Genomic DNA, 13,914 nt, shown 5'->3' on the forward strand with positions numbered 1-13,914 from the left:
CGCTACGCCCGTTCCAGCAGGAAGTAGAAGTACTGGCCGTCGGCGAGCACCAATTCCGGACGACCGTTCATGATGCCCATCAGGGTGGTGTCGTCGAGCCATTTGAAGTGGTCGAATACGGCGCGCCCGTCGTAGACCATGGTGGCGGTGACCTCACCGCGGAACTCGATGTTCCACAGTGTCGCCTCACCCTGCCCCAATTCGACGTTGGAGAACAGAGTGCCGTCCTCGGCGCGGCAGATGAGCGGTTTCGCGTCGCCGAGGGAATGGAAGGTCTTGCCGTACCAGCGGCTCTTGGACAGGGCCCGGCACAACGGGTGACCGGTCTGGAACGCATCGCCCCGCCACTGGCCCAGGATCTCCTCGGCGCGGGCGGGCCGCAGCCGGGCCCACAGATCGTCGAGTTCCCCCACCGAAACGCCCTCGGCCTGCTCCCGCAACTGCTGCCACCGTGGTTTGTCCGCGCTCATAGTTGTCCCATCGACTGGATTCGGCGAACCATCTGGTTCGGCAACGACCATAGTTCCGAACCATCCGGTTCGGCAAGATAGGATTCGCGATATGCGCGCGGCAGGCCAGGCAACCCGGGACCGGATCCTCGCGGCCGCCAAAGCGGAATTCGCCGAATACGGTGTCGCCGGCGCCCGGATCAATCGCATCGCCACGGCGGCACAGGCCAGCAAGGACCGGCTCTACGCCTACTTCCCCGGGAAATACGAGCTCTACGCCGCGGTCACCGAGCAGTGGACCCGGGAGACCACAGCCGAGACCGCGTTGCGCGCCGAGGATCTACCCGGCTACGTCGGCCGGCTCTTCGACCATTTCCTGGCACATCCGGAAAACGCCCGGCTACAGGCCTGGGCCGATCTGGAGCCCGCCGACGAACGGATCGAACAGGTACTGCGCCGCACTGTCGACCCCAAACTCGCCGAAATCCGCCGCGGCCAGCGCGAGACCCTGGTCACCGCGGATATCGGCGCACCGATGCTGTTGCGCATGCTCACCGAACTGGCCCGCACCACCGCCGTACACGCGGGCCCCGGACCGGCCGAGCGGATCCGAGCACAGCGGTCCGCCGTAGTACTCGCCGCGCACCGCCTGGTCGCAATACCGGCGGACCTACCGGACCGCACCACCGCGGGCGCTCATACGGGCGCGGCCGGGCCGCCACCCGCCGGGGCGTCACCGTAGACGACCAGCCAGATCGACCGGCCCAGCGCGGCCGCCAGTTCCGCGTCACTTATCCCGGTGTGCACCGCGAACGCGGTAGTGATAGAGCGCTCCACCATGGCAGCCAGGACCAGCGCGGTCGCCGCGGGCTCCAGCTCCGGCGCGACCCGGCCGGCCGCCCGGTCGGCTTCCAGGCGGATCCGCACCAGGTTCACGAAGGTGGCCACCCGCGCCCGCCAGTAGGCGCCCACATCACGGTCGTAAGCGGCGACCTCGCTCAGAGCCAGTAGCAGGTAGCGGTGCCGCCGGAACCCGGTGATCATCGCGCTCATCGCCTGCCGTACCCCGGCTTCCCGGTCGGTGTGCTCGGCGCCCCACCACCGCTCGGCGGCCTCGAACAGATCTGCCGTGGCCAGATCCGCCGTCCGGATCAGCAGCTGGCTCTTGTCCGGGAAATACCGGTAGAAGGTGGACCGGGCCATCTGCGCGGTGGCGGCGATCTTCTGTACCGCGACCTCGGTGAACGGAGTCCCGTCGGCCAGCAGGTCCTCGACGGCGCGCAGGACCCGCTGCTCGAATTCGGCCCGGCGGTCCTCGTCCGGTTTCCGGGCGGACCGCGGGGTCCGGGTCAGCGAGGGCATCCCACGCCCGCCGGATCGCTCGTGCGGTGCAGTGGATATGGGCTCTCGAGGTGCATGGGGCCATTGTGCCCCCGTCGCGCGCTCCGCCGATGGCCGCGGCGCCGCGATCGGCTTCGCGCCGACGGATACGAGACCGATCAGCCGGTCCGTCGCAATCCACGGAAAACTGTGCGGGACAGTGCCGCTCATACGGTTGACAATCCGAGCCGAGGACCGCACCATCAATCGGACATAGTGTCCGAGACTCGATGACCGAGGCGGTACCCATGGCTGACTCTCCCAGCGCGGTCGAGCAAGCCGATGCCGTGGTCGTCGGCGCGCGGTGTGCTGGTTCAGCCACCGCGGCCACCCTGGCGCGCGCGGGCCGCCGGGTCGTCGCACTGGACAGCGCCCGTTTCCCCTCCGACACTCTCTCCACCCATCTGCTGTGGCCGGCAGGCGTCGCGGAACTGTCCCGGCTGGATGCGCTCGAGGCCGTCACGGAGTTGGGCGCGCCCCGGCTCACCAAGGCCTACGCCGCCGGATCCGGGCATGCGATCGCCAGCGAATTCCCGCAGGTCGACGGTATCGACTACACCCTCTGCGTGCGCCGGTCCGGACTCGATCACGCGGTGCTGCGCACCGCCCGCGCGGCAGGCGCCGATATCCGCGAGAAATGCCGCGTCACCGAGCTCGTCTGGGACGGTGAGCGCTGCACCGGTGTCCGCTATACCGACTCCGACGGCCGCCCCGCCGAGATCCGCGCGGCCCTCGTGATCGGCGCGGACGGCCGTCGCAGCACCGTCGCGAAACTCGCCGGAGCTCTCGACCCGTACGAATCCGAGCCCAGCGGCCGCAATTGCTACTTCGCCTACTGGCGCGACGCGTCCACCGAATGGCGCGATACCGCCGCCCAGTGGCGGGTGGGCACCGATCTGGGTACCGCGTTCCCCTGCGACGACGGGCTCCTGCTGAGCCTGGTCCAGCCGCCCGCCGAATCCGGCAAATTACGGCCCGGCGACGCCGAGCGCCGTTACGCCGCCGCGCTCGACCGGATCCCGCCGTTGCGGGAACGCCTCCGTGGCTGCGAGCAGGTGGGCCGGGTGCGGTCCGCCACCGATATCGTTTCCTACTTCCGCCGCTCCAGCGGGCCGGGCTGGGCGCTGCCCGGCGACGCCGGTCATTTCAAGGATCCGGTCACCGCGCAGGGCATCCGCGACGCACTGCATTACGGACGCCTGCTGGCCGAGGCCGTCGCACCGGTGCTCGACGATCCGGTGCGACTCGACCGCGCCGTCGCCGCGTGGGAACGCCGCCGGGTGCGCGAATGCCGCGAGATCTACCACTGGACAAACCGGCTCGCCCGCGGCACCGACATGAGCCCACTGGAAGTGGAACTGTACCGGGCCGCGACCGGAGATCTGGACCTCGCCGCGATCACCACCGGCATCTTCTCCCGCACCCGGCGTCCCGCCGAGCTCTATACCCCGGCCCGCATGGCCCGCCTCACCGCCGGTGCGCTGTGGCACCACCGCGGCGACCCGAGACCGGTACTCGCCGATCTGGCGCACGAGATCAACGCCACGGCACACGAATTCCACACCTCATGCACCACATTGCGCGGCACTCCGCCCCCTGTCCCCCCATCCTCCACCGGTACCGCCACCGCTTGACCAGGAGTACACAATGTCGGATCAGCTGCCGAAGAAGTCAGCCTCGATCGACCGGCGCACCGCTCTGCGCGGTGCTGTCGCCGGAGCCGCGATCCTCGCGGCCGGATCGGCGGTCAGCGGCGCCGCGACCGCGGCCGCACCCCGCCGCCGGACCCCGGGCCTACGCACCGGCGGGAAAGAGGTCGCCGTCTTCGGCGGCGGAATGGCCGGGCTCGCCGCCGCACACGAACTCGTCGAACGCGGTTTCCGGGTGACCGTCTACGAACCCGCCTTCCTCGGTGGTAAGGCCCGCAGTATGCCGGTCCCCGGCACCGGCGCCGGCGGCCGCGCGGATCTGCCCGGTGAACACGGCTTTCGCTTCTTTCCCGGCTGCTACCAGAACATTCCCGACACCATGCGCCGGATTCCCTTCCCCGGTAACCCGAACGGGGTCCTCGACAATCTGATCCGCGTGGAGGGAACGGTAGCGGGATTCCGCGACAAACCGCCGATCTTCGCCCCGGTGGAGGTGGGCGCGCTCGATCAGCTCACTCCCGAGCGCCTGCAGAACAGCATTATCGGCGCATTCGGTTTCATCCCGGAACTGCCGCCGCACGAATTGGCCTTCTTCGCCAAACAGATGCTGATGTGGTTCACCTCCAGTCCCGAACGCCGTTTCGGGCAATGGGAATACCTCACCTGGGAGCAGATCATGCGCGCCGACGGGAAATCCCCGGCCTATCGCGCATATCTGGTCAACGCGCTCACCCGCATCACCGTCGCGGCGAAACCCCATCTCAGTTCGGCGCGCACCATCGGGACCATCGGCGAGGCACTGGTGCTCGCGGGCACCGGGCTCGTTCCCGAATTCTCCGGCGGGGTCGACCGGATCCTGAACCGCCCGACCAATACGGCCTGGATCGACCCGTGGGTGGCCTATCTGCGCTCGCGCGGTGTGCAGTTCGTGATGGGCCAGCGCGCGAGCCGGCTGCACCACGCGAACGGCAGGATCGAATCGGTGACCGTCACCGACGGCGGCATCGCGACATCGGTGATCGCCGACCACTACGTCTGCGCCATGCCGGTCGACAAGACCGTACCGCTGCTCGACGACCAGATCCTCTCCGCCGATCCGCATCTGGCCGGAATGCGCGAACTACTCACCGACTGGATGGTGGGTATCCAGTTCTATCTGCGCCGCCCGACAGAGATTCCGGAGGGTCATATCGCCGCGCTGGGATCACCGTGGGCGCTCACCGCATTGCGTCAGGCACCCATGTGGGTGGGTGATTTCCCCGCGCAGTACGGCGATGGTTCCGCCGCGGAATGTCTCTCGGTGGATATCTCCGATTGGGACACTCCGGGAATTCTCCATCACCGCCCCGCCAAACAGTGCAGTGCCCAGGAAATCGCGAGTGAGGTGTGGGCGCAGTTGAAGATGTGGCTGAACACCGGCACCGGGTGGTTACGCGACGAGGATATCCATTCCTGGCACCTCGATCCCGGAGTCAGCTGGTCCGGCGGCACCGCCCACAACGAGACCCCGTTACTGGTCAACACCGTCGGTTCCTACGATCATCGGCCGACCGCGCACTGCGCTGTGCCGAATCTCTTCTTCGGCGGAGATCATGTGCGCAGCAATATCGATCTCGCGACCATGGAGAGCGCCAACGAATCCGGTCGGTCGGCGGCCAATGCGATCATCGACGCCGCGGACGATCCGGCAGCGCACGCACCGGTGTTCCCGCTGGTCGCGCTGCCCGCTTTCGAGCCCGCGAAGCGGCTCGACGCGGATCGGTTCCGGGCCGGGCTCCCCCACATCCTGGATGTGTAGCGGCACGCCGTACGCGACACGGCGGCGTCCCGTCGCATACGGCCGCGATCGCGCGAGGGAATACGGCCGCACCACCGGACTCACACGACCGGTCGAACAGTTACGCGGTGAACCGGAATTCAGCGTAACGGCAATTCCCGGAAAGTATTGTCCGCCCGATCTTGTTCCGTGAGAATGGGTTCCGAGCCGAGATCCGGCTTCTTGGGGACCGCCGGCGCTGCCGCGCCGGCAGAACAAGTGGGGAACACCATGAGAATCAAGCAACTCGCCGCGACCGCGCTGATCTCGATCGGCGCCCTCGGCGTCGCCGCGGGCACGGCGCAGGCGCAGCCCGTCGCCACCGAGGTCGCCGTGCGCGGAGCCGAGCAGGGGGTCGGCTATGTCGTGGCGCCGAACGAGGCGGGAACCGCGATCGTCACGACCCTCGACGCCGGAAGTTTCGCGCTCACCGCCGACGGCGCGGCGGTCGCCCTGTCCGATCCGTCCGGCCGCGTGGTCACCACACTGCCACTCGGGGTCGCGGCCGCCGGGCAGACCGCACCGCTGGCCTCCGCGATCTCCGCCGACGGTCGTACCCTCACCTTGACACCGGACGCGGCCACCCCGGCCGGACAGCATGTGGCCCAGCTCGTGGCCGATCCGGGCACCGAGTCACGCAAACTGCACAATGCCGGAATCGGCGCGCTGATCGGCGGCGGTATCGGTGCCGTGCTCGGCTTCTTCCTGGGCGGCGTGGGCGCGCTGATCACCATTCCGATCGGCGCCGGCGTCGGCGCGCTCATCGGCTACTCCACCCCGTGACCGACGAACTCGGCTGCGGCCCACCGCGACAGGTGGGCCGGGCCGGGTTCGCCCTACCGCCGGTACACCGAACCTGTTGCGGCGGAACGGATATTTCTCGTACGGCCCCGGCCCCGACAGGCGTCGACGGGCCGTTTTCTGTCGGACCCCCCACGTAGAATCATGCAGGTAGGACACAGTCGGAGGGGTTATGGGCGGTCGGCGAACCGGCCGCGTGACACACCCTTCCGGCGCTTCGGAACCGGGGGTTCTGTGATGAGTGAAATCGGACAGGAACGACTGCTGCCGCCGCGTCAGCACGGGACGTCGTGGCGCGAATCCGAATATCGGGCCATCGCCGCCGAACTGCGAGCGGGTAAGGGATTGCCCGAGATCGCCGCGGAACTCGGCCGCACCCCGTCGGCCGTACAGGCGGCATTGCGGAATTTCGTTCCGCCGGAGGAGAAAGTGCGCGCAGGCGATCGCGCAGGCTGGATCCGGGACCGGATGGCGGCCGAACCCGGATGGGACTGGTGGTCGGTGGTGGTGGACCATCACCGACACGGTCCCTCCGCGCTCTGGCTCACCGAACACGAGCACCTCGCCCGTGGTGCGTGGCGGGATCGCACACCCATGCCGGTACTCGCCCAGCGACTCGATACCGCGGAAATAGAGGTGGCCGGGTTCCTGCGCGCCCTCGGGCTGGCGGAGAACCTGGCCGAGGTCGCTGATCGGCTCGGCGCCACCCCGGGCCACGCGCTGGCCAAGCGGGTGAACGCGGCGCGCGATCAGGAGCAGTCGGCGAACTGGATCCTGGTGGTCGACGGTGCCGCCGGCACCGTGAAACCGCGTAGTGCACCGGTACGCCGGCATGTTTCGGTACACGAGAGCCGGGCCGCCGCCGAAGCGGACCGGGATCGGGTCCTGCGCTGGCATCGCCGGTCCGCTGGAGACAGTTCCACACCCGTCTGGTGGACGATCGCCCAGCGCGGGGTCGGTGATATCGCCGGCCGGACCTACTGTGGCGTATTCACGCCGCGCCTGGTCGACAGCGGAGTCCGCGCCGACGCGCTGGAGGTCGGCGATCGCATCCTGATCGCGGGGTCGGACGGCAATCCGCAGGAGGCACTGGTGGAATCGGTGGCGCAGCGGGGCGAAGTGGTGGTCGCCGATCTGGGACCGGTGGGCGATTCCCGGGTGCACCAGGTGATCGAGTTCGATGCCGGGGAACGGGTCGAGGTGCTCACCGCGCAGGAGTGACTGCCTGCCGGTGGCCGGATTCCCCACGGCCACCGGGCATGAAGGCGGCGGCGATCACGATGGCCACGGCCATCGCGGCCACCGCCACGAACACCAGATGCACCCCCTCGGCCAGCGCCGCGGGCGAGGGGGTGCCGGTATCGCCCACCCGCGAATTCACCAGCGCACCGAATACGGCCACTCCCACCGCGCTGCCGATGGACCGCGCGAACATGTTCGCCGAGGTGACCACGCCGCGTTCGCCCCAGGTGGCGCTGGTCTGCGCCGCGATCAGGGTCGGACTGGCGACCAGGCCCAAACCGAGTCCGATGACGAAACAGGTGGCCGCGACCTGCGCGATACTCGACCCGGGACCGATGAACAGCGTGCCCGCCGCGCCGATCACCGCCGTAACACCGCCGATCAAGGCGGTACGCCGGAAGCCGATCCGCAGATACACCCGGCCGGACTGGGATGCCGAGACCGGCCAGCCGAGGGTCAGCGCACCGACGGTCAGCCCGCCGATCACCGCCCCGGCACCCAGTACTCCCTGGGTGAAGGTCGGGACATAGGAGGTGAGACCGAGCAGCAGCGCGCCCACCAGCGCGGAGATCGCCGAACTGGCGACCACGACGCGCCGGGTGAACAGCCACAGCGGCAGCACCGGATCGGCCGCTCGGCGTTCCACGAGGACGAACGCCACCAGCACGGCCGCACCACCGGCGAAGATGCCGATACTGACCGGTGCGTCCCACGCCCAGGCGCGACCACCCTCGAGCAAGCCGAGAATGATCGCACCCGCACCCGAGGTCAGCAGCATCGCGCCCGTGTAGTCCACCCGCCGACGCTCGCGTGCGGGGGATTCGGTGTAGTGGCGCAGCAACATCCACCCCGCCCACGCCGACAGCGGCAGATTGACGAGGAAGATCCATCGCCAGCCGATATATTCGGCGAATACCCCACCCAGCAGAGGTCCGAGCACCGAAGAGAAGGCCCAGACACCGGCGAGATAACCCTGCACCTTCGCGCGTTCGGCCAGGGTGTAAAGGTCACCGGCGATGGTCATGGTCATCGGCTGGACGGCGCCCGCGCCGATACCCTGTACGGCCCGGAACACGATCAGCCACAGCATGCTGCCCGCGAGCCCGCACAGCAGCGAGCCGAGGGCGAACACCGCGATACCGAACAGGATCACCGGTTTACGGCCCACCGTATCGGCGATCTTGCCGTATACCGGCACGGTCACGGCCTGAGCGAGCAGATAGATGGAGAACAGCCAGGGGAACTGGGCGAAACCGCCCAGACTTTCGGTGATGGTCAGGACCGCGGTCGCGATGATCGTGGAATCCAGTGCGATCAGCCCGGTGCCCAGCATGAGCGACCACAGGATCGCGCCACGTTCGGAGCGGAGCCCCACATCGGTTCGCACCGTCTCCGCCACCACTGCCGCACCTCTTCTCCTCCGGACCGGAAGGATCAACACGATCGCCGGGCCACCGTATTCCCCTCATCGCCGCACCCGTCTCCGAACCGGCAAGCCCGTAGAGCACCGCCGGCTCCGGCCCGCCGAGGAATACCGGCCCCTCGCAGCCGGGAATGGGACGAGTTCGACGACCACTTCGACAGACGCAAGGTCGAATTCGGCTCATGCGGACGCCCCTACGGTACTGGCTACGATCACGCCGTAGTGACCACCGGGTCGTAGCGGTCCAGCCACATGACCAGGTCCAGGAACTGCTCGAGGCCGATCCGCTCGGGCAGATCGATGCCGTCGGCCGGGCGGCGGGCCAGCTCGGATACCGCGTCGGCGTCGACCAGTTCGAATACCCGATGACCGCGGCGGTCACCGAGCACCTGCGCCGTCTGCTTTTGCAGCGCGATCAGATACACGCTGTCCGACGCCAGTGGATAGTGCGACTTCTTGCGCTCCACCACGGACCGCGGCAGCAGCTCGGCAGTGGCACCGCGCAACAGGCTCTTCTCGCGCCCGTCGTAGGCGCGCATCGTCCATGGCACGTTGTAGACGTACTCGATCAGCCGGTGATCGCACAAAGGCACTCGCACCTCGAGGCTCGCCGCCATGCTCAGCCGGTCCTTGCGGTCGAGCATCGCCCGTAGGAAACGGGTGAGATGCAGATACGACAGCTGCCGAGCTCTGGCCTCGAGTTCGCTGTCGCCGGCCGCGGACTCGACCGGCCCGACGGCCTCCCGGTACTTGTCCTGCACATAGGTGTCGAGGTCGAGTTCGCGCACCAGCTCCGGCCGCAGCAGCCCGGTCCGCCGCGTCATTTCCTTCGGCATCGCCGCCATCCAAGGAAAAGTGGCGGCATCGCGCAGCGCCGGCTCGTGAAACCAGCGGTATCCGGCGAAGATCTCATCGGCCGATTCCCCCGACAGCGCGACTGTGGAATGCTCGCGCACCGCCCGCGACAGCAGATACAGCGAGGCATCGGAGTCGCCGAATCCGTACGGCAGGTCCCGCGCGGCGACAACGGCGGCGCGCACCTCGGGGTCGGCCAGCGCGGCGGGCCCGAGGACGACACTGCTGTGCCGCGCTCCAACGTGGTCGGCCACCTGCCGAGCGAACGGGGAATCGAGCGTCGCACGCCATTCGTCGGCAACGAAAGTGCGCTCCTGGTAGGCGAAGTCGACGGTGAACGTCCGCACCGATTCGCTCTCCTCACGCAACCGGGCCGCGGCCAGCGCGGTGATCGCCGAGGAGTCCAGCCCGCCGGACAGCAGTGTGCACAACGGCACATCGGCAACCAGTTGCCGCGCAACGCTGTCCTGCAACAGTCCTCGCACCGTACCGATCGTGGCTTGCAGGTCATCGGTGTGCTCGGCCCTCGTCAGCTCCCAGTAGCGGTGCCGGCGTATACCCTCCCGGCTCACCGTCACTACCGTGCCCGGGGCGACCTGCTCCATCTCGTCCCATACCGCGCTCCGCGGGTCGGCGATCATTGTGAACAGTTCCCGCATCCCGTCCAGCCCGAGCGCCGGGCGAGCCAGAGAATTGGCAAGGATCGCTTTGGGTTCCGAGCCGAACAGCACCCCGTCGGCCGTCGGCCACAGATACAGCGGTTTGATGCCGAGCCGGTCCCGGATCAACACCAGCCGCTGGTCCCGGACGTCCCACAACGCGAACGCGTACATACCCGACAACCGCTCGGCGACAGCTTCGCCCCATTCCAGGTAGCCGCGTAGCACGACCTCGGTGTCCGAGCGGCTCCGGAAGCGGTGCCCGCGCGCGACCAGTTCGGAACGCAGTTCGGTGAAGTTGTAGACCTCCCCCGAATACACCAGCGCCACAGTGCCGTTCGGGGTCTCTGTGGTCATCGGCTGACCACCGCCGCCGATGTCGATGACGGCCAGGCGGCGGTGCCCGAGGGCGGCGGGCCCCTCGATCCACACACCTCCGGCGTCGGGGCCACGCTCGGCCATCGTCGCGGTCATCGCCTCGACGGTGTCGCGCTCGCGGGCCAGGTTTCGGTCGAAGGATACCCATCCGGTGATTCCACACATAACCCCCATATTTACAGTGACTACAAACTTAGTGCAACTATAATTTTGTAGCAGCTGTAGTAGAGTGCAGTCATGGGTGACACCGAGGTCGGACTGCGGGAACTGAAGAAGGAACGCACCCGGCGGGCACTGCTGCGCGCGGCCTACCGGCTGTTCGAGGAGAAGGGCTACGACCAGACGACGACTACCGAAATCGCCCGCGCCGCAGAGGTTTCCTCGGGTACGTTCTTCAACTACTTCGCCACCAAGGAGGAACTGGTCCTCGGCGACCGGTCCGCCATCATCGAGGCCGGACTACGCGTATTGCGACGGCGCGACCCCGGCGAGGTCCCGGCGGATCTCGTGGCGCGCGCGTTCGATGCGATGCTGGCTACCGAGCAAGGCGACGATCCCGGCGACGAGGTCGGGCAGTCCCGCGCCCGCCTGCTGTTCACCGTGCCCGCCCTCTACGGGGCCGTTCTGCAGCGCACCTTCGCCAGCCAGGAACGAATGGCGGAGGCGCTGCGGGCGAGCTTCCCGGGAGAACTGGACGATCTGCAGGCGGCCACGATCGTCGGCGCATTCGTGGGCGCGGGCATGGCCGCGGTGCGCGCCGCGGCCGATCGCGACAAACCGCTGACACCCGCATTGATGTCGGCAATTCACCTGGTGGCAGCTAACTTTCGCTGATCGCTGCGGAGGCCGTCGGCCCCGATTCGTCCACCTCGATCCGGAGGATTTGGGGCGCTCACCTCGCTCTCCGCCCAACCCCTGCGCGCCGACCACTGCCGATTCACGGCCGCCCTCTTCACCAGCATCACCGAAACCGGCCAGGAACCTGCCACCGACCCCGGAGTGTTGACCTGGCACCGGCCTCGACAGCAGAAGTGCTGTCATTCTTCGTCTGCGCAAATCGCCACACGGGGCGCCGAATGACGACCGAATTCACCTGGAACCACTGCCGGACTGCGAGTCCGCACAGAGTGCCGGTGGCCCAGTGGAATCGGTGGATAGCATCCGCGACATGAGAGCACCGCTACCCCATCTCGACCACCGGGTTCGCCCGGGAATCCTGCTCGGTGGATTGGTCTGCGCGGTCGGAGTCCTCGGCGCGGAGAACGCACGCACCGGTGCTGAGCGCGCGGCAAGCACCCTTGCACCCGGGTTTCCCACCTGAACAGCCCGTTCGACCATAACCCGTACCACTGTGAACGGTCACAAGACAGACGGTGCGACCCTGCACGGTCGTCCAGTCGAGTTCGTAAACCCACCCGCGATCCGGCGCATGATCATTACTGTTGAGCCCCAGTCGCGCCACCAGGGGTAAAAGGAGTCAGCAGTATGACAGTCGATACGACCAGAACGAAGCTGACGCTATCCGGCCAGCCCATGTCGGCCCCACTACAGGACGTGCGCAAACTGTCCCGGCGCATGGTGGGCCACTTCGTGGAAAACGTGGTCCCGTGCGGCACTCTGCCCGGCGATGCGATCCACGGTGATGTCACCACCATCACCCGCACCTGTCTCGAACTCGCGGTCAGCATGCTCGACGGCAAGGACATCCCGGAGAAGACACGGCGGCTGGAGAACGCCGCGGCCGGCTGGGCGCGTGAGGGGGTACCGATCGACACCATCCACCACGCCGTGCACGAGGGGTTCCGGCTGGGCCTGGATCTGGTGGTCTCCAATGCCACGGTCACCGACTATTCGTCGCTGGTCGACGGAGCCAAACTGGTCGTCGAGATGCTGGACAAGATGACCGTCTGCATCTCCATGGCCTATGTCCGCGAACTGCGCTCGGTGGTCAGCGAACATCACACCGCAGTACACACGCTGACCTCCGCGCTACTGGGCGGGCACAGCACCTCGACCATGGCCCGGGAATGCGGTATCGAGATCGCGCCTGCCTACACCGTCCTCGCGATGGCCATTCCGGCGCACCCGGACGAATCGGTTCCGGCGCTCGACGGCAAGGTCGTCGCCCGGCGCAAACTGCGCCGGGTCCAAGCCGAACTGGCTACCCGCTGCGAGGATTCGGCGCTGTCGTTGCTGAGCGTGGACGGCGGCACCGTGCTGCTGCCGTCGGAGATACTGGCCGGCGAAGCACTCGACGAACTGGTCGCCCAACTGTCGCGGGCGGCGCAGGTACCCCTCAGCGCGGCGGTGGTGGAGGCGCCCACCGCGGACGTGCCCGCGGCGGCCGATCAGGCCCACGAGCTGCTGGATATGATACAGCGGCTCGACTGTGTGCCCGGACTGTACCGATTCGACGATATGGCCCTGGAATACCAGCTCACCCGCCCCGGGCCCGGCCGCGAGTACCTGGGCTCGCTGCTGGATCCGCTCGACGACCATCCGGAGTTGCTGGAAACCCTCCAGCGTCATATCAGCAACAACCTGAACCGGCAGCGCACCGCGCGTCTCATGCATATCCACACCAACACCATCGACTACCGGCTCAAGCGGGTCGCCCAGCTCACCGGTTTCGATCCGACGCAGCCGTCGGGACTGTGGTATCTGCGTTCCGCGCTCGTCGCGCGTAGTTACCGCGCGAGCTGATCCTCACGCCTGTTCCTGCCCACTGCGCACCTGCGCCACATAGGCACGCGACACCGCTGCGGTCAAGGTGTCGAGAACGTCGACCACGAAACAGCCGTCCACACCGTCGGCCGCGGCGGCCGGCTTCTGCTGCGCCGGATCACGCAGCCCCAGACCGCTTTTCACGCCCTCGTGCAGTGCGTGCTGGATGATCTCGAGGGGAATCTTCTCCCGCGCCCAGCGGGCGGCGGCCACCTCCAGCCGGGCCAGCACCTGGCGCCCGGAGGGATCCGAATCGTCCAGCAGCGCCAGCGCCAGACCCAGGCCCACCCGGAAAGCCGTCTCGAAATCCGATCCCGGCTGTTCGGTCGGCACCGCCACCACACTGTTCGCCGACCAGATGCGCATCAGCTCGGCCGGATCCGGCACCTCGAACAGCTCCCGGGAGTCCCCGGGCTCGCGGTCGTACTGCTCACTCGTGCACATGACATGCTCCCTCCACCAGCGACCGGCAACCGATATGGACAAACGTATAGTTACCCGGCCGTCGCGGTACGACACATCACCCGGACTTCGGTCC

General features: G+C 67.9%; 13 protein-coding genes. 8 read left to right on the top strand and 5 right to left on the bottom strand.

The genetic code is table 11. The features are described from left to right. Positions 1-2 precede the first annotated feature (2 nt). Positions 3-470 carry a DUF4334 domain-containing protein gene (locus IEY68_RS07210; protein WP_062996881.1) on the bottom strand — a complete coding sequence of 156 codons (468 nt, stop codon included), beginning with the start codon at positions 468-470 and terminating at the stop codon, positions 3-5. Between the two features lie 91 nt (positions 471-561). On the opposite strand from IEY68_RS07210, the gene IEY68_RS07215 reads away from it, so the two are divergent. Next, positions 562-1,191, top strand: coding sequence for a TetR/AcrR family transcriptional regulator (locus IEY68_RS07215; RefSeq protein WP_062996879.1), 630 nt, complete (start codon positions 562-564; stop codon positions 1,189-1,191). Here IEY68_RS07215 and IEY68_RS07220 read toward each other — a convergent pair. Beyond that, entirely contained in the window at positions 1,146-1,811 is a 666-nt protein-coding gene (locus tag IEY68_RS07220; RefSeq protein WP_062996877.1) for a TetR/AcrR family transcriptional regulator, read from the bottom strand. The two genes, IEY68_RS07215 and IEY68_RS07220, sit on opposite strands and share 46 nt — an antisense overlap. Positions 1,812-2,077: 266 nt before the next feature. Between IEY68_RS07220 and IEY68_RS07225 the strand changes: the two genes are divergently transcribed. The 4 genes from IEY68_RS07225 (at position 2,078) to IEY68_RS07240 (ending at position 7,316) form a co-directional block, all read left to right on the top strand. After that, positions 2,078-3,463: an NAD(P)/FAD-dependent oxidoreductase gene (locus tag IEY68_RS07225; protein ID WP_189094097.1), complete on the top strand. Its 1,386-nt coding sequence runs from the start codon at positions 2,078-2,080 to the stop codon at positions 3,461-3,463. Positions 3,464-3,476: 13 nt separating this feature from the next. After that, positions 3,477-5,276: a hydroxysqualene dehydroxylase gene (locus IEY68_RS07230; RefSeq protein WP_062996873.1), complete on the top strand. Its 1,800-nt coding sequence runs from the start codon at positions 3,477-3,479 to the stop codon at positions 5,274-5,276. A 249-nt stretch (positions 5,277-5,525) separates the two neighbouring features. Beyond that, complete coding sequence (locus tag IEY68_RS07235; protein WP_062997208.1) at positions 5,526-6,077, top strand: DUF8020 domain-containing protein; 552 nt, start codon at positions 5,526-5,528, stop codon at positions 6,075-6,077. Between the two features lie 255 nt (positions 6,078-6,332). After that, positions 6,333-7,316 carry a hypothetical protein gene (locus tag IEY68_RS07240; RefSeq protein ID WP_062996871.1) on the top strand — a complete coding sequence of 328 codons (984 nt, stop codon included), beginning with the start codon at positions 6,333-6,335 and terminating at the stop codon, positions 7,314-7,316. Here the strand turns inward: IEY68_RS07240 and IEY68_RS07245 are convergent. Further along, on the bottom strand, positions 7,300-8,739 hold the full coding sequence (locus tag IEY68_RS07245) for an MDR family MFS transporter (RefSeq protein ID WP_062996869.1): 1,440 nt from the start codon (positions 8,737-8,739) through the stop codon (positions 7,300-7,302). The genes IEY68_RS07240 and IEY68_RS07245 overlap by 17 nt on opposite strands. A gap of 233 nt (positions 8,740-8,972) precedes the next feature. After that, positions 8,973-10,817 carry an asparagine synthase (glutamine-hydrolyzing) gene (asnB, locus tag IEY68_RS07250; protein ID WP_062996867.1) on the bottom strand — a complete coding sequence of 615 codons (1,845 nt, stop codon included), beginning with the start codon at positions 10,815-10,817 and terminating at the stop codon, positions 8,973-8,975. Between the two features lie 72 nt (positions 10,818-10,889). Here asnB and IEY68_RS07255 point away from each other — a divergent pair, with 72 nt between their 5' ends. From IEY68_RS07255 to IEY68_RS07265, 3 genes are all read left to right on the top strand, one after another. Beyond that, positions 10,890-11,486: a TetR/AcrR family transcriptional regulator gene (locus IEY68_RS07255; protein WP_062996865.1), complete on the top strand. Its 597-nt coding sequence runs from the start codon at positions 10,890-10,892 to the stop codon at positions 11,484-11,486. Positions 11,487-11,820: 334 nt separating this feature from the next. Beyond that, positions 11,821-11,973 (top strand): hypothetical protein, encoded by a 153-nt coding sequence (locus IEY68_RS07260; RefSeq protein WP_189094098.1) that lies wholly within the window; start codon positions 11,821-11,823, stop codon positions 11,971-11,973. A 164-nt stretch (positions 11,974-12,137) separates the two neighbouring features. Then, on the top strand, positions 12,138-13,355 hold the full coding sequence (locus IEY68_RS07265) for a PucR family transcriptional regulator (RefSeq protein ID WP_062996863.1): 1,218 nt from the start codon (positions 12,138-12,140) through the stop codon (positions 13,353-13,355). 3 nt (positions 13,356-13,358) lie between these two features. Here IEY68_RS07265 and IEY68_RS07270 read toward each other — a convergent pair whose 3' ends face one another. Continuing rightward, entirely contained in the window at positions 13,359-13,820 is a 462-nt protein-coding gene (locus tag IEY68_RS07270) for an RsbRD N-terminal domain-containing protein (protein ID WP_062996861.1), read from the bottom strand. Positions 13,821-13,914 lie beyond the last annotated feature (94 nt).

It is taken from the genome of Nocardia jinanensis (genome assembly GCF_014645735.1).
Lineage (GTDB): Bacteria > Actinomycetota > Actinomycetes > Mycobacteriales > Mycobacteriaceae > Nocardia > Nocardia jinanensis.